Source organism: Streptomyces pyxinicus, assembly GCF_024753135.1.
Taxonomy (GTDB): domain Bacteria; phylum Actinomycetota; class Actinomycetes; order Streptomycetales; family Streptomycetaceae; genus Streptomyces; species Streptomyces pyxinicus.
Genome location: NZ_JANUGP010000005.1, coordinates 200,701 through 217,433 on the forward strand (window position 1 = coordinate 200,701; position 16,733 = coordinate 217,433).

Consider the following 16,733-nt stretch of genomic DNA (forward strand, 5'->3'; position numbering starts at 1 on the left):
TATCCCCCGATTCACCCCCTCAAAGAGGAGGGGCGAATTCCAGCCCGTATGTGAGGGGAATTGGCGGGAACGGCGCGAAACTTTGTGCGGATCCTGTGACAACGTGTGCGGGCCCGGTGACCGTTGGGGTCGCTGGGGTCTGTCTTTCTGCGGGGGAAAGCCATGCATACGCGTGCCTTCGGCGCGTCTCTTCGACGTGCCAGGAAACGATCAGGATCGGTCGCCGCGGTGGCGGCGGTGACGGCGGCGGCGCTGGCCGCGGCCGTCCTGCCGGCGGCGACCGCGACCGCCGCGGGCGGCAAGCCCGTCTCGGCGTGGGGCAAGGGCAGCCCCGACTTCACGATGCCGCCGGTGAAGGTGGGCGCGAACCGCCCGGTGAAGTCGCGGCCGGCGAAGGACCCGGACGACTCGGTGTTCCTGCCGTGGCTGCGCGAGCAGCGGGCCCACGCCAAGGACCCGGAGTCCGCCGCATCGGCCAGGAAGTCGAAGCAGGCCGGCAAGGCGTCGGCGGCGTCGGTGCTGAACCTGGTGCCCGAGGGCCAGGGCGATGTCCCCTGGCACCGTTACACGAGCTTCGCGATCACGGACGCGCTGACGGCGAAGATCGACTACTCGACCGGCAACCTGATGCTGACGGCGACGGACTTCGACATCGCCGGCGTGGGCCAACGCCTGCGACTGGCGCGGACGTACAACTCACTGGACGCCCCCTTCGGCAGGGTGTCGCAGCGTTGGTGGCAGCAGTACGAGCGCTACCTGTCGGTGTCGTCCTCAGAGGTGATCTTCTACGACGCCTCGGGCGCGACGGTCCGCTTCAAGAAGAACAGCGACGGCTCCTTCACCACGCCGAAGGGCTACTCGCAGGACCTGAAGAAGAACTCCGACGGCACGTACACGCTGACGAAGTGGAAGTCGGGGTCGAAGGAGACGTACAACGCGAGCGGCACGCTGACGAAGGTCACGGACCGCAACCACGGCACCGTCACCGTCACCCAGAACTCCAGTGGCGGCTTCAAGCTGACCGAGACCCGCTCGGGCCGCTGGATCGAGCTGACCAAGACCAACGCCACCCTGTGGCAGGCGAAGGACACCACGGGCCGTACCGCCGCCTACACCCTCGACACGGACGGCAACGTGTCGGCGACGACCGACACCGAGGGCAAGACGACCGCGTTCGGCTACGACACCTCGGGCCGCGTCAACAAGATCACCACGGCTGAGGGCCGGGTGACGGTCTTCACCTACGACGACACCAACCGCGTCACCTCGATGCTCCGCGCGACCGGCTTCAACGCCTCCGGCAGCACCGGCCCGACCTGGACGTACGCCTACACCAGCGACTCGCCGACCGCGTCCGGCACCACGACGGCCACGGACCCGGAGCTGCACGCGACGACGTACGAGCACGACGGCGACGGCCAGGTCACGAAGGTCACCGACGCCCTCGGCCACAACCGCTCCACGAAGTTCGACGCGAACCACAACATCGACACCGCCACCGACGCGATGGGCTCGGGCACCACACCCGGCAACGCCACCGACTACGGCTTCAACGACCGCAACAACCTGGAGACGGTGAAGGCCCCCACGGGCGGCACCACGGTCAACCACTGGCAGACCATCGCCGGCGGAGACGTCCCCTCGGACTCCACCAACCCCGACGGCGAGAAGACGTCCTTCACCTACGACACGGTCGGCAACACCACCTCTGTCGCGCAGACGGGCACCGGCGGCGGGAACGTCTCCTACGACTACAACCCCGCCACCCCCTCCTGCGGCGGCTTCGAGGGCCAGCGCTGCAAGGCGAAGACGAAGATGACCGCCGCCAAGACGGTCACCACCGACTTCCACTACGACGCCAAGGGCAACCTGGACAAGGTCACGCCCCCGGCGCCGCTGGACAAGACGACGTACACCTACGACGACCTGGGCCGCACCAAGTCCGTCACCGACGCCCGCGGCGTGACCGTCAGCTACACGTACGACAACCGCGACCGCATCCGCACCGTCACGTCACCGAACACGGTGAAGGTCGAGTACGGGTACGACGGCGACGGCAACCTGGTCCAGCGCACGGACGGCACCGGGACGGTGAAGTACCAGTTCGACCCGCTCCAGCGGGAAACGGTCCGCACCCTCCAGGACACCTCCCAGACCCTGCTGGCCTACACCCCGGCCGGCAACGTCGACTACTACCAGGACCCGGCGGGCAAGGTCGACTACACCTGGAACGAGGTGAACAAGCTCAAGGAGCTGAAGGACCCGCAGGGCCGGCTCACCACCTACGACTACAACAAGAACGACACCCGCACCACGACCACCTACCCCGGCGGCACGGTCCAGAAGGTCGATGTCGACAACTCCAGCCGCCCGAAGAACATCAAGGTGACCTCGGCCCAGGGCACCCTGGTCAACCTGGACTACACCTACGGCTACGGCACGGATGGCAAGACCGACGGAGACAAGATCCGCACCTCGACGGACAACGTGAGCGGCCTCAAGCGCACGTACTCCTACGACGGCGCGGGCCGCTTCTCCTACGCCAAGGAGGAGAACAAGGGCGGCAAGCTCAACACGTCCTTCCAGTACTGCTACGACCTGGCCGGCAACCTGACGTCGCAGGGCACCGACCAGGGCTGCCCGGGTGGCACCACCTACACCTACAACGACGCCCAGGAGCTGACCGCCAAGTCCAGCACCAAGGGCGGCTGGTCCTACGACCCGATCGGCAACGAGACCGCGGCCGACTCCAACCCTGACTCCACCCGCACCGCCGAGAAGTGGACCGACCACTCCCAGCTGTCGTCCCTCACGGTCAACGGCAAAACGTACGCGGGGCAGTACGGCTCGACCGACCAGAGCGAACGCATCGCACTCGGTGACACGGTCTTCCACAACGGCCCGCTCGGCCTCTCCGCCAAGACGACGGCCGGCACGGACATGGGCTTCAACCGGGAACCCGGGGGCACCCTCAACTCCATGACGACCGGGGGCAAAACCTACTACTACCTCACCGACGCACTCGGCTCGGTCGTCGCCCTCGCCGACATCGACGGCAACAAGGTCGACTCCTACACCTACAGCCCCCGAGGCGTCCGCATCCTGGCCCAGTCCACCGAACCGGTCGCCCAGCCCTACCGCTTCGCCGGCAACTACCAGGACCCCACCGGCCTCTACCACCTCCAGGCCCGCTACTACGACGCCAACATCGGCCGCTTCACCCAACCCGACCCCTCCGGCCAGGAACAAAACCCCTACCTCTACGCCGAAGGCGACCCCGTCAACCGCATCGACCCCAACGGGCTCCTGTCTCTGGGGGACGTCTTCGACGCCAAGGACCTCTACGAGGCCGCCCAGGATGCGTACAACGGGGACACCAAGGCGTTGTGGGGGGACGTCGCGGGAGCGGCAGCCGGGCTGGCTACTGACACGGCGTGCAATTTCGGTCTCGGCCTGCTCGATGTCCCGACTGCTGGGGCAGCAACAGTCCTGGGTGAAACCGGATGCACATTGGCTTCGGCGGCGGTTGGCGACGCCGCCTCCAACGCCGTAAAGGGATGAATCGATGAACAAGGAAGTGGTGGTGCAGCGGTGACGCTGCACCACCACTTCGGCAGAGGAGAGTAAGTGCAGACACCAGAGGATCACGGCGCAGGATGGGCCCCTTACGGCAGCCCACGCCGCATGCGCGTTTTAGCCTGGATCGGTTCGCTCCTTGCTGCCGGCCTGATAATCGGCGGGATCACGGCAATGGCCTCCGGTGCGTCGGGCGGTATAACTCTTTGTGCAATCGGTGGGGCTTTGGTGATCTTTTGGATTTTCGCCATCCCTGCCGCCCGCAAGAAAAGGAAAATGTGAGACACCAAGGAGGATACGTGGCCCAGCTAGCGGCGGGAGGAAGTTTCATACCCGGCGGTTATGTCGGAGATATCGTCGTCTTCGCTCTCGCAGTGCTGATCATCGCCGCCGTTGTCATATACTCGCGCAGGGGAACGAAGTAGAAGAGACGTCGCCTCTGTGTCTCGGTGGGAAATGGAGACACAGAGCGTGAATGTGAGCCTGTTCTCAGGCGGCGAAGTGCAGATACCTCGCTGCTGGCGCGGTGTCCAGATCATCAGGCGACCCGCAGCCGGATGTCGTGGTGGGGCGGGTCTCGTAGCGCGATCGGCTTGGTGATCGGCCTGGTGGACGGGGCGGCAACAAGGTCGACGCCTACAGCTACAGCCCGAGGCGTCCGCATCCTGGCCCAGTCCACCGAACCGGTAGCCCAGCCCTACCGCTTCGCCGGCAACTACCAGGACCCCACCGGCCTCTACCACCTCCAGGCCCGCTACTACGACGCCAACATAGGCCGCTTCACCCAACCGGACCCCTCCGGCCAGGAGCAGAATCCCTACCTCTACGCTGCCGGAGACCCCGTCAACCGCATCGACCCCAGCGGAACCTCATTCATGAGTTTTGCGGAGTCTGCGTCTGAGAAGATCAGCTCTGCGTCCGACATCCCGGGGGCCTCTCAAATCCATGACTACCGGGAACCGGTATCGGTGTGTCAGGCGTCGTAGGCAACTGAACCAGATTTGCGGGAGCGGCGTAAGATCTGCTCCCGCACCGATCAAGAAGACAGCAAATGGGGCGTCTCGGTTGGACCATGGAACAGCGAGCCGGGGTCAAGCAACTCTTCCACATCACCTCACTGTTCGCGGTCCTAGGCATCATAGTCGGCGTGATATTGATATGCATGCACAACGCTGGCGGATGGCTCCTCCTGGCAATTTCCGTGTTCGACTGGACTGGGATATATATCACGATAAACAGCATCAGTAAGGCGCAGCCCTAACGGCGCAATCTGAAGTTCATGAGCGGAGTTGCGAAAGGAACGTATGCCGCAAAGGCCGGAATCCTGATGGGCTGAGGCTCTTGCCTCTTCAGCTCGTTGGTCACACATGCACTCAGCGTGACCCTTTGAAATAGGGGAGGATTCATTGCAGCACTCCCCTTGCTTCTTGTAACCGCAGCCGCCGATGCCATATGTCTACTGGTCTTTCTGATCTTCCGTAACAGTCGAACTGAATCGCCGGATCGGCGAGAAAGGCGGAACTATGGAACTCGCGCGGACTGAAGTAACCCCCGGTGGAACGCTCGGAATCACCCTGTTTATAGCAGCGATTCTCTGTGTGGTCATACCGATTGTGATTAATCGGCGTCGCAATCGATGAACAGCGATCCAGCGAAGGGCCAGAGTCCGCTGGCCAAGAACAAAACGCAGAGGAAGGCGCTCATTCATGACACGTCTTGGCCGATCAGTGGAGCAGCAAGCACAGAGCCGCATGTACTACACAATGGCTGCAATTGCGTTTGCAGTTCTCGCCATTTCTGGGATAGCACTGGGCATCATGGGGAATGCCGCTGGATGGATCCTGGTTATCGTCTCGCTCACACTATGGGTGGGACTGCATCTCACCCTTAAATACACGAGGGCTTCTCAACCGTAGACGCAGTCGCCCTGGTCGACATCGACAGCAACGAGGCCGACACCTGGAGTCCCCGAGGGGCGCAGCGAGAGAGCGCGGAGTGATCAGGTGCCAGCACCTTCGGTCCCGGTCTGCTCCAAGGGCCCAAAAGTGGGCGCTCCGATCGGAGGTGAGATGTGAACGCTCAGAAGAAGCTTCAGATTTTCATGGCAATTATGTTGACCGTGGCCGGGGTTGCACTATTTCAAGGGTTCCGATCAGAGGGATCACGCAGAGTCATTCCTTTCATCTTCGGGTTCATGGCGCTGACTGGTAACTGCATGCTGCTTTACGCCATGATCCGGCACAGGAAAGTGCAGGAATAGACCTGCCCTAGGAGGCTGAATGGACGGCATGGACCCTGTACCCATGGCTCGCGGCGCGCTGGCGGCAGCCCTTCCGGCGTGGCTTCTCGTGGTGATCGTCATGCTACTTCTCGGGGTGGTCGTCGTCCGCTTGCGGAGAAAGTGAACGACCATGCCCGCAAGGCGAAGGACGTCATCGACGGTGGGAAGTTCCTCTAGCAAACAGGAGAGATCAACATGAACGGCCTGGCTCACGTGCTCCTGATCATCGCGGTTGCCGCCCTAGCAGGATTTGCCATGTGGGCTCAATCATCGAGCGCGCGTGACTTCTGGCGTCGCCGCCGAGGACAGTGAAGATGAACTCCATCGCGATGGTGGCCCTGGCAGTCGTCCTGACGCTCTGTTTCTTCGGGCTGTTTCGATGGCTTGGATCCAAGCAAAGAGGGAAACGGTGACCTGATCCGGGGCACAAGGGGACGGCGGCTTCACCACGATCCGCCGAGCCCACGGCTCACGGGCCGCACAGCTCAAGTTGCCATAGCTGGCAGCCGGAGCTGACGGTTGCAAACGGAGGCGTTCACCCCTACTTGACAGCCGGTCCTGAACCCCCGGGACGAGTGCCGACATGAGCCTCGCCTCAGGATCAGCGAACCTGAGAGGTAGCTCCGGTAAGTGTTCATGAACGGTCAAGTACACCTCCTGGAAGAAGGAGGAACATTGTGAACGGACTCGCCCAATTGGCCAATGATCGGCCAGATGGGCCTTCCTGGTCTCCCTACCTGATGATCGGGATCTTCATCCTGGCCGCGATCACCATGGTCGTCCTCTATTCCTGCAGCCGGCGAAGGGGCAGGTAGGACAGTGATTCTGCGGGCGCCCTGACCGGACACCCGCAGAAGAGAAGGGACTGAAATGCACGTGCTGGTAGGTTTGCTGCTCGCCATATTCGGAGCATCTCTGGCCACGTTCGGACCGTCCTTCTCCCGCAGGACGGGATATAGCTCCAGTGAGCGATTCAACACGAGCAACACTGCAGCTTTTCGCCTGATCGGCTCAGCACTTGCCGTTTTCGGAATTATGTACACCCTTGGGCTGCTCGGGTAGAAGGCTCGATCCCATCCCAACGCGTCGCAGTCAGGCGGCGTTACCGAAATTCTCCCCTGGCAGCTATGCGGCGAACTGAGCGAGAAGTCGGATCACACAGATGCCCTTGAGCCGGCGTCCACACCCTCGCCCAGTCCACTGGACCAGTGACCCAGCCTTACCGCTTCGCCGACAACTACCAGGACCCACGGCCTCTACCACCTTAAGGCCCGCTACAGCTTCACGGAAGGAGATTCATGACGCCGTTTCCAGCGGCGTGCAGGGTGGTATCGACGCCCTATCGGGTCAAGCCTTGGGCATTGCCGCCGGACTCGTTGTCGAATCCGCCTGGCCTTTGCTTCTCGTGACCGCAGTCGCGGATGCTTTGTGCCTGCTGGTGTTTCTGACCTTCCGCAACAAACAATCTGAATCACCGGAACGGTGAGAGAGGCGGGACCATGGAGCTCGCGCGAACTGAAGTAACCCCCGGAGGGACACTCGGGATTATCCTGTTCATAGCGGCGATTCTCTGTGTTGTCATACCGATTGTGATTAATCGGCGCCGCAATCGATGACCCCGTCAAGCGCATCGAACCCACCGGACGGCAGCTATAACGCGTCGATCGGCTCGGGCGTCGGTTCTCCGAACGTGAGCGGCGTCTGGAAAGACGCTAGTGAGGATGGCGGAAAGTGCTGACGCTATTGGTAGTGGCTGGCATAGTAGGGGCCGTGCTGGGAGGGATCAGCGTCATTCTCATGCAGCGGAAGCGCTGAACATCGAATCACGGTTCTCGTGAAACCTGCACGTTGCTGACGGGGCTGACGGCAAGGACGAGGGACGGGAAATGACCGAGCGACAGTCGGCCCGAGGCGTCTCCGGCCGGTCCCGGGGCATGGCCGTGATCGCGGGCGTAGCCCTGGGCGTGTACCTCCTGCTCGGGTTGGTCGGCAGTGTCAGCGGGTCCGAGCCGAAGGAAGCGTGGCTCTATCCCCTCCCTGTGATCCTCGCCGTCGGGCTGGGGATGACCGTGGTCAGGCGCCGGCGAGGATGACCGTCTGGAGCGGACGAGACGTTCCAAGGAGGGCCCGCCTTCCCGGACCTGCGGATGGCCAGTGCTCACGAGCAGCAGCCACACCGGTCAGTAGGATGACGGAATGGTGGTGCAGCAACCTTGGGCCGGGCTGCACAGTGACCTGCTGGCGGCGAAGGCGTTGGTGTACGACCCGAGCGGTTTCGCCTGCTCACTGCCGGTGCCGGTGCCGGAACCGGAGAGCGCCGAGTACGCGGCGTGCGCGTTCACGCTGCGGTCCGAGGAGGGGCCGATCCGGCCCTTCGACGTCGGCGACGGGGTGGACCTGTTCGTCATCAGCAGCCGTGACGACGACGGCTTCGGCCAATTCGTCTTCCCGCGTGACGTGTTGTGCGAGCGCGGCATCGTCTCCCGCGGCGGCTCCGGCGGTAAGCGTGGATTCCGTGTCTATCCGCCGTGGGTGACCACGGCCAACCGGCAGGCCCGCGCCACCCAGGCCTGGCAGGTGAACTACTTCCTCGACCTCGGTCGGCCCGGGACCGCCGACCTGGCCCGCGCCCACACCCCCTACCACCCCTGAGTCCGCCCGCCCACCCCACCCGTGCGCGCCGTCTTGACCACCCCCACACCCCCTCCTATCGTCGCGCTACCGGACGTAGGACGTAGGACGTCGTATCTCCCAGCATCCCCCACCACCCGCTGGAGGACCCGTGCGCGACGACGTGAGCGACGTGAGCAGTGCAGCCGGCGTATCCGCACCCCAGCGCCGGTCGGTGCTGAAGGTCGCCGGGGTCCTCGGGGCCGGCGCCGTGTTGCCCGCCGGGGTGGCCGGGTGTTCCGGTGGGCCGGAGTCGACCAACGACACCGGGGGTGGCGGCAGCGGGAAGGATCGGACGCTGACCGCCGTCATCGGGTATGGGAACGACGGGAGTTGGGACCCCACGCAGACGGCCTCCGCGTTCTCGATGGCCGCCAACAACCATATCTACGAGGGGCTGCTGGACACCGATCCGATCAGCCGGAAGCCGTATCCCGCGCTGGGGACGGAGATTCCGAAGGACCCCGACGCCACCACCTGGCGGTTCTCGCTGCGGCCCGGTGCCACCTTTCACGACGGCAAGCCCGTCACCGCGGACGACGTGGTGTTCGTGTTCGACCGGATACTGGACCCGGGTACCCAGACCCTCGCCAAGGGGTTCTTCGAAAGCTGGCTCAAGGAGGTCCGGAAGGTCGACGCCCGGACGGTGGAGCTGGTGCTCAAGTTCCCCTTCCCGGACGGGGTTTCGCGGCTCACGCTGGCCAAGGTCATGCCGAAGCACGTGTTCTCGCGGGCCGGGGCCTGGGACGAGGCGGTCAAGGGGCTGGCGGTCGGCTCGGGGCCGTACCGGCAGAGCGCGCACCATCCGAAGTCCAACACCGTGCTGGAGGCGTTCGACGGCTACAACGGGTCCCGCAAGCCCGCCTTCCGGAAGATGAACTGGCTGACCATCGTGGACGCCGCCGGGCGGGTCGCCAAGATCTCCGGGGTGGGGGCGGGGGCGCAGATCGCCGACAACATCCCGTACGCCAACATCCCCCGGCTGGAACAGGGCGGGCTGCGGGTCGCGGGCGGGTCCGGGATGAACAACCTGTTCCTGATGTTCAACACCCGGCACAAGCCCTTCGACGACGTCCGGGTCCGGCAGGCGCTGCACTACGCCATCGACAGCGAGAAGTTGGTGCGTGTCGCGCTGAAGGGGCATGGTGAGCCCGCGTCCTCGTTCCTCGATCACGGCAATCCCAGCTATCGGCGGGCCAAGACCGTGTACGACTACGACCCCGGCAAGGCGAAGGCCCTGCTCAAGGCCGCCGGGGTGAAGGACCTCACCATCGAGATCCTCGCCGTCAACGTGAGCTGGGTCGTGGACTGTCTGCCGACCATCAAGGCGTCGTGGGACGCGATCGGCGTGCGGACCACCCTCGCACCGCAGGAGACCACCGCCGTGTTCACCAAGATGGACCAGAAGCGGGACTACCAAGTGGTCGCCGCCGCCTCCAACCCCAATCAGTTCGGGGTCGACGCCGATCTGATCATGCATTACAACTACGGCCCGCAGAACCTGTGGATGCGGTACGCGCGGTGGGGCGGGCATCCCGTCGCCAAGCAACTGTTCCGGGACATGGACCAGGCCACCCGGGAGCCGGACGCGGCGCGGAAGCGGGCCATGGTGCAGGACTACATCGACGTCGTCGCCGAGCAGGCCGTGCTGTACCCCGTGGTGCACAACGAGCTGATGACCGCCTGGGACGCGCGCAAGCTGGAGGGCATAAGGGCCCAGCCGTACCCCGGGATCAACCTGCTCCAGGCGCGCTGGGTCTGACGGCATGACGGCCGTCGTACGGATTCTGCTGCGGCGGATCGCCCTGCTGGTGCCGCTGCTGCTCGGGATCGTGCTGTTCGTGTTCCTGGTGATGCGGTTCTCGGACGTCGACCCGGCCTCGGCGTTCTTCCAGGGCGCCAACCCGACCCCGCGGCAGCTGCACGACTTCCGGGAGCGCAACGGGCTGCTGGACCCGCTGCCCGTGCGGTACGTCCATTTCGTCCGCGACCTGCTGCACGGCGACCTCGGCACCAGTGCCCTGACCCGGGCCCCGGTGGTCGACCAGGTCACCACCGCGCTGCCGCTCACCCTCCAACTGACCTTCCTCGGGCTCGGGATCGCGGTGGTCCTGGCGCTGGTGGGCGGGGTGAGCGCCGCCGTGTACCGGGACCGGATCCCGGACCAGGCCGTCCGGGTCGTCTCGCTGGTCGGGGTCGCCGCGCCCGGGTTCTGGCTGGCGCTGCTGATGATCCAGTACCTGGCGGTCGACCGGGGCTGGTTCCCGACCGGCGGTTACGTCAATCCGGCCGACTCGCTCACCGGCTGGCTGCGCACCATGGCGCTGCCCGCGCTCGCCCTGTCCCTGCCGGTGGCCGCCCAGCTCACCCGGATCGTGCGGACCTCGGTGGTCGAGGAGCTGGACAAGGACTACGTGCGCACGGCGATCGGGAGCGGGCTGCCGCCCCGGGTGGTGGTCGGGCGGAACGTGCTGCGCAACGCCCTGGTCAACCCGCTGACCGTACTGGGGCTGCGGGTCGGCTATCTGCTCGGCGGCGCGGTCGTGATCGAGACGATCTTCTCGCTGCCCGGCATGGGCAAGCTGATGATCGACGCCGTGCAGAACGGCGACCCGGCGGTGGTGCAGGGGGTCGTCCTGACGACGGCGACCGGGTTCGTCGTCGTCAACCTCGTCATCGACGTGCTGTATCTGCTGGTCAACCCACGACTGAGGGCGGCCTGATGGTCACGCGCGCGAGTCTCGCCGAACGGCTCTCCCAGTCCGGTGTCCGGCTGCGTGGCTGGCGCCGGCTGCCGCCGCTGTCGAAGGTTGCCGTCTGCTTCCTGGCGGTCGTCGTCCTGGTCGCCGTACTCGCCCCGCTGCTCGCGCCCGACGACCCGCTCGACCAGCAGGACCCGGTGGGCGGGACCGGGCATCCGTCCGGGGCGCACTGGATGGGGCAGGACAGCCTCGGGCGGGACGTGCTGAGCCGGCTGATGTACGGGGCCCGCTGGTCGCTGGCGATCGGGCTGGGGGCGACCGGGCTCGCCTTGGTCGTCGGGGCGCTGCTCGGGGCGCTCGCCGCCACTTCCCGCAAGGGGGTGGACGAGACGCTGATGCGCTGTCTCGATGTCGTGATGGCGTTTCCGGGGATCGCGCTCGCGGCCGTGCTGGTGGCCGTGTTCGGCGGTGGCATCGGTGTGCTGATCTGCGCGATCGCCTTCCTGTTCACGCCGCCGGTGGCACGGGTCGTCCGGGCGAACGTGCTCGACCAGTACGGCGAGGACTACGTCACCGCCGAGCGGGTCATCGGCGCCCGCACCCCGCACATCGTGCTGCGGCACGTGGCCGTCAACTGCGCGGCCCCGGTGCTGGTGTTCTGCACGGTCCAGGTGGCCGAGGCCATCGTGTTCGAGGCGTCGCTGTCCTTCATCGGCGCCGGGGTGCGGCCCCCCGACCCGTCCTGGGGAAGTGTGATCGCGGACGGCCGGAACATGGTGCTGACCGGCGGCTGGTGGGCGACCGTCTTCCCGGGGCTGCTGATCCTCCTGACCGTGCTGTCGCTGAACATCCTCTCCGAGGGCGTCTCCGACGCGTGGGCGGCGCCCGCGCCCCGGGAGGTGCCGCAGGCGCCCGCCGACCGGCTGGAGGCCCCCGAGCCGGGCGGCGGGGAGGTGCTGCCGCTACCCGGTCTCGCCGAGGCCGCCCGGCGGCTGCGCGCCCGCGCCCGGCCCCGGCCCGGCCCGGACGAGCGGCCGGTGCTGGCCGTGGAGGACCTGTCCATCGGGTTCCCGGACCGGCACCGGGGCGTGGACGTGGTCGACGGGGTCGGCTTCGAGGTGTATCCGGGTGAGGTGCTGGGGCTGGTCGGGGAGTCCGGGTGCGGGAAGTCGCTGACCGCGCTGACCGTCATGGGGCTCCAGCCGAAGGGCGCCCGGGTGCGCGGGCGAGTGCGGTTCCGGGGGCGCGACCTGCTGGCCGAGCCCGCGCGGGTACGGCGCCGGCTGCTCGGGCACGAGATGGCGATGGTCTACCAGGACGCCCTGTCCTCGCTGAACCCCGCCATGACGGTCCGGGCGCAGATGAAACAGCTCGTACGGCGGGGAGGGCGACGCGGTCCCCGGGAGTTGCTGGCGCTGGTCGGGCTGGATGCGGAGCGGACTCTGCGCAGCTATCCGCACGAGCTGTCCGGCGGGCAGCGGCAGCGGGTGCTGATCGCGATGGCGCTGTCCCGGGACCCGGGGCTGATCGTCGCCGACGAGCCGACCACCGCGCTCGACGTCACCGTGCAGACGCAGGTGATGGAGCTGCTGCTGCGGCTGCGCGCGGAGCTGGGGTTCGCGCTGGTCCTGGTCTCGCACGACCTGGCGCTGGTCGCCGACGTCACCGACCGGGTGGTGGTGATGTACGGCGGGCGGATCGTGGAGAGCGGGGTGACCGCCGAGCTGGTCGCGGCCCCGGCCCACCACTACACGCGCGGTCTGCTGGGCAGTGTGCTCTCGCTGGAGTCGGCCGAGGAGCGGATGACGCAGATCAAGGGGGTCGTACCGGCTCCCGCGGACTTCCCGGCGGGGTGCCGGTTCGCCGACCGCTGCCCGCTGGCCACGCGGGTCTGCCACGAGCGGGTCCCGGTGCTCGTGGGCCCGCCCGCGCACACGGCCGCCTGTCATCACCCGGCGGTGGACCCGGCGGACCCGACGTCGGCGGCGAGCGAGGAGGCGGTGCGGTGAGCGCCGTGGTGGAGGTGCGGGACGCCCATGTGGTGCACCGGGCGCGCGGGGGCGGGCTGTTCGGTCGGGACCGGGTGTACGCGCTGACCGGTGCGGGGCTGCGGGTCGCCGCCGGGGAGACGGTGGGCGTGGTCGGGGAGTCGGGGTGCGGGAAGTCGACGCTGGCGCGGGTGCTGACCGGCGTCCAGCGGCCGACCTCGGGGACGGTGTCGTTCGGGGGGCGGGACCTGTGGGCGATGCCGGCCGGCGAGCGGCGGGCGGTGGTCGGCGCGGGCACCGGGATGGTCTTCCAGGACCCGTCGACGGCCCTGAACCGCCGGCTGCCGGTCGGGCGCATCCTGCGCGACCCGCTGGACGTGCACCGGCGCGGCACCCGGGCTGAACGAGAGGCGCGGGTACGGGAGTTGATGGGGATGGTGGGGCTGCCCCGGGCGCTCGCGGACGCGCTGCCGGGGCAGTTGTCGGGCGGGCAGCGGCAGCGGGTCGCCATCGCCCGCGCGCTCGCCCTGGACCCGGCGCTCGTGGTCGCCGACGAGCCGACCAGCGCCCTGGACGTGTCGGTGCGCGCGCAGATCCTCAACCTGCTGCTGGACCTGCGCGAACGCCTCGGTCTCGCGCTGGTGTTCGTCAGCCACGACATCCAGACGGTACGGCGGATGAGCGACCGGGTGATCACCATGTACCTGGGCCGGATCGTGGAGGAGACCCCGGCCGACCGGGTGACCGACAGCGCCCGGCACCCGTACACCCGCGCCCTGTTCTCGGCCACGCCCGGCCTGCTGGACCCCGTCGATCCGATCCCGCTGACCGGCCCGGTGCCCTCGGCGACCCGCCCGCCGAGCGGCTGCCCCTTCCGCACGCGCTGCTGGAAGGCGGACGGGGTGTGCGCGGAGTCGATGCCGGACTTCTCGGCCGCGTCACGTCCCGGACACCGCTACCGCTGCCACCATCCTGTGGAAGAGGACCAGCCGACCCGTGACCTAGCACGCCAGGAGCCCTGAATGACCTTCCCCGCCCCGCTGACCGGTGTCGTCCCGCCCGTCTGCACGCCCCTGACGCCGGAGCGGGAGGTGGACGTCCGCTCGCTGCTGTCCCTGGTGGACCACCTGGTGGAGGCGGGGGTGCACGGGCTGTTCCTGCTGGGCTCGACCTCGGAGGCGGCCTTCCTGACCGACGGGCAGCGCCGGCAGGTGGTGGCGGCGGTGACGGCCCATGTCGGCGGTCAGGTGCCGGTGCTGGCCGGGGCCATCGACATGACCACGCCGAGGGTCCTGGACCACGTCAGCGCGGTCACGGCGGCCGGGGCGCAGGCCGTCGTCGTCACCGCCCCGTTCTACGCCCGCACCCATCCCGCCGAGATCGTCCACCACTTCCGCCGGATCGCCGCCGCCAGCCCGGTGCCGGTGGTCGCTTACGACATCCCGGTGGCCGTGCACACCAAGCTGCCCGCCGAGCTGGTGCTGGGGCTCGCCGGGGACGGGGTGCTGGCCGGCGTCAAGGACTCCAGCGGCGATCTGGCGGCCTTCCGGGAGATCGTCACCGGCGCCCGGACGCACCCCGGGTTCAGTGTGCTGACCGGCTCCGAGCTGATCGCCGACTCGGCGCTCGCGCTGGGCGCGGACGGGGCGGTGCCGGGGCTGGCCAACGTCGACCCGCACGGGTACGTCCGCCTGTACCGGGAGTGCCGGGCCGGTGACTGGGAGGCGGCGCGGGTCGAACAGGAGCGGCTGTGCGCGCTGTTCGCGATCACCGGGGTGGGCGATCCGGCCCGGATGGGCGGCAGTTCCTCGGCGCTCGGCGCGTTCAAGGCGGCCCTGCATCTGCGGGGCGTCATCGACTGCCCGGTGACGGCCGAGCCTCAGGTCCCGCTGTCCGGCGAGGAGGTCGAGCGGGTCGGCAAGCTGCTGGCCGCCGCCGGGCTGCTCTGAGGCAGCCGCAGCCGGCGGAACTCGACGGTGGCGTAGGCGCCGCGCTCGTAGAGGACGCCGACGGTGTCCGGGCCGAGCTGGACCAGGTCGGAGTAGGCGGCCCGGTCGTCGGAGAGGGTCAGCAGCTTGCGGAAGGTGCGGCCGGCGTCGGTGCTCGCCCATAGGGCCATGGCACGGCGTGCGGTGGGGACGGAGGGCGCGGAGAGCAGCAACGGGCCTTGCTCGGCGCGCACTTGGAGGACACTGGCCTGCACCACGGGGATGTCGTCGAGGGTGGGCTGGACGGCGTAGGGGTGGTCGAGGGTGCGGCCGGCGTCGGAGGAGTAGGCGGCGAGGCGGTTGCCGGGGGTTCGGCCGTTCTGGTCACGGGCGCTGAAGTAGACCCGGCCGTCCGGGAGTTGGGCGGCACTGGATTCGTTCGGGTTGACCCGGCCGTCGTAGTCGGCGTCCACGAAGCCCAGGTGCCAGGTGCGTCCGCCGTCGTCGCTGTAGAGGGCGTGGCCGCCGTAGTACCGGGCTTCCCGGCCGGTGTCGGGGGAGCCGGGGGGCGGGGCGGCGGAGTGGTTGGCGGGGATGAGCAGCCGGCCGGCGTGCGGGCCCCGGGTGAGGGCGAGGGCGTGCCCGGGGCCGGTCGCGTACCAGCGCCAGTCCGGGCGTTTCACCCGGGCCGTGATCTCGCGGAGCCGCCCGAAGTGCCGGCCGTCGTCCCAGCTCCGCTGCACGAACACGCGGCGCCCCTGGGCGGGCGTGACCTCGCCGCGCATGATCCGGTCCTCGGTCACGCTTCCGCTGTTGGCGCAGGTGACGAGCACGACGGCGCCGGTACGGGGGTCCACGACCGGCGCCGGGTTGCCCCGGGTGTCCCCGCGCCCGGCGGCCACGACGCGCGTCCGACCCCAGGTGCAGCCCCCGTCCCGGGACCGGCGCACCACGACGTCGATGTCCCCGCTGTCCCCCACCCCGTCCCGCCGCCCCTCGGCGAACGCCAGCACCGTGCCCTGCCGGGTCCGGACGACGGCGGGGATGCGGTAGGCCGCGTAACCGCCCTGCCCGGACACGTACGGCACGGACGACACGCATCCGGCGCGCGCGGACGCGGGCGGGTGGAGGGTGAGCGGGGCGAGCAGGGCGAGACCGGCGAGCAGACAGCGGCTGTGGGGGGTCACGTGCTCATGGTCCCGGCGCGGATGATCTCCGGGTGGGCGGACACTCCGGGGCGAGGGGGGACGACCGGGGCGCGTTGGCGCGGGGCCCTGTCCCCGCATGCGGTGCGGGCGCCCCCTGGCCCGGGCCCGGCGGGGCGCCCCTGGCCCGGGCCCGGCGGACGGGCGCCGCGGCAGGCACCGGCCCGCTCATGGCACGGCCGCGGAGCGCCCGGGGGCGCCCCCCCATGCGCCCGTCGCCACACACCCCGGCACAACGGTCGCGCACCGGCGGCAGGCAGCGGTCCGGCGGTGGCGCGGAGCGGAGAGGGCGCGGAGCGGAGACGGTCGGCCGACCGGCCGACGCGACGAGGAGTGTCCAAGGGGGCGCCCCTCCCCCTGCGTACCGGCCGGCAGCCCCTCAG

General features: G+C 68.3%; 10 protein-coding genes. 9 read left to right on the forward strand and 1 reads right to left on the reverse strand.

What is annotated here, in order from left to right; translation table 11 throughout:
* The first annotated feature begins 342 nt into the window (after positions 1-342).
* The 9 genes from NX794_RS09400 to NX794_RS09440 all read left to right on the forward strand — a co-directional run bounded on the left by NX794_RS09400 (position 343) and on the right by NX794_RS09440 (position 15,166).
* On the forward strand, positions 343-3,561 hold the full coding sequence (locus tag NX794_RS09400) for an RHS repeat-associated core domain-containing protein (protein WP_258777933.1): 3,219 nt from the start codon (positions 343-345) through the stop codon (positions 3,559-3,561).
* A 66-nt stretch (positions 3,562-3,627) separates the two neighbouring features.
* Positions 3,628-3,858: a hypothetical protein gene (locus NX794_RS09405; protein ID WP_258777824.1), complete on the forward strand. Its 231-nt coding sequence runs from the start codon at positions 3,628-3,630 to the stop codon at positions 3,856-3,858.
* Between the two features lie 314 nt (positions 3,859-4,172).
* The gene (locus tag NX794_RS09410; RefSeq protein WP_258777934.1) at positions 4,173-4,562 is read left to right on the forward strand and encodes an RHS repeat-associated core domain-containing protein; all 390 of its coding nucleotides are present in this window, start codon (positions 4,173-4,175) and stop codon (positions 4,560-4,562) included.
* Positions 4,563-8,053: 3,491 nt separating this feature from the next.
* Entirely contained in the window at positions 8,054-8,509 is a 456-nt protein-coding gene (locus NX794_RS09415; protein WP_258777825.1) for a MepB family protein, read from the forward strand.
* Positions 8,510-8,660: 151 nt separating this feature from the next.
* Positions 8,661-10,289, forward strand: coding sequence for an ABC transporter substrate-binding protein (locus NX794_RS09420; protein WP_258777826.1), 1,629 nt, complete (start codon positions 8,661-8,663; stop codon positions 10,287-10,289).
* Positions 10,290-10,293: 4 nt separating this feature from the next.
* A complete protein-coding gene (locus NX794_RS09425) occupies positions 10,294-11,250 on the forward strand; it encodes an ABC transporter permease (protein WP_258777827.1) in 957 nt (318 codons plus the stop codon).
* Entirely contained in the window at positions 11,250-13,238 is a 1,989-nt protein-coding gene (locus NX794_RS09430; RefSeq protein WP_258777828.1) for a dipeptide/oligopeptide/nickel ABC transporter permease/ATP-binding protein, read from the forward strand. The genes NX794_RS09425 and NX794_RS09430 overlap by 1 nt, the downstream gene beginning before the upstream one ends.
* Complete coding sequence (locus tag NX794_RS09435) at positions 13,235-14,239, forward strand: oligopeptide/dipeptide ABC transporter ATP-binding protein (protein ID WP_258777830.1); 1,005 nt, start codon at positions 13,235-13,237, stop codon at positions 14,237-14,239. Before NX794_RS09430 ends, NX794_RS09435 begins: the two co-directional genes overlap by 4 nt.
* Positions 14,240-15,166, forward strand: coding sequence for a dihydrodipicolinate synthase family protein (locus NX794_RS09440; protein ID WP_258777831.1), 927 nt, complete (start codon positions 14,240-14,242; stop codon positions 15,164-15,166).
* Here NX794_RS09440 and NX794_RS09445 read toward each other — a convergent pair.
* A complete protein-coding gene (locus NX794_RS09445; RefSeq protein ID WP_258777832.1) occupies positions 15,097-16,332 on the reverse strand; it encodes a sialidase family protein in 1,236 nt (411 codons plus the stop codon). The genes NX794_RS09440 and NX794_RS09445 overlap by 70 nt on opposite strands.
* Positions 16,333-16,733: the final 401 nt, after the last annotated feature.

What these genes read in the sequence shown, in the direction of transcription:
- NX794_RS09400 (WP_258777933.1), top strand. Translation starts at nt 343, where the DNA reads ATGCCGCCGGTGAAGGTGGGCGCGAACCGCCCGGTGAAGTCGCGGCCG.
- NX794_RS09415 (WP_258777825.1), top strand. Translation starts at nt 8,054, where the DNA reads ATGGTGGTGCAGCAACCTTGGGCCGGGCTGCACAGTGACCTGCTGGCG.
- NX794_RS09425 (WP_258777827.1), top strand. Translation starts at nt 10,294, where the DNA reads ATGACGGCCGTCGTACGGATTCTGCTGCGGCGGATCGCCCTGCTGGTG.
- NX794_RS09430 (WP_258777828.1), top strand. Translation starts at nt 11,250, where the DNA reads ATGGTCACGCGCGCGAGTCTCGCCGAACGGCTCTCCCAGTCCGGTGTC.
- NX794_RS09440 (WP_258777831.1), top strand. Translation starts at nt 14,240, where the DNA reads ATGACCTTCCCCGCCCCGCTGACCGGTGTCGTCCCGCCCGTCTGCACG.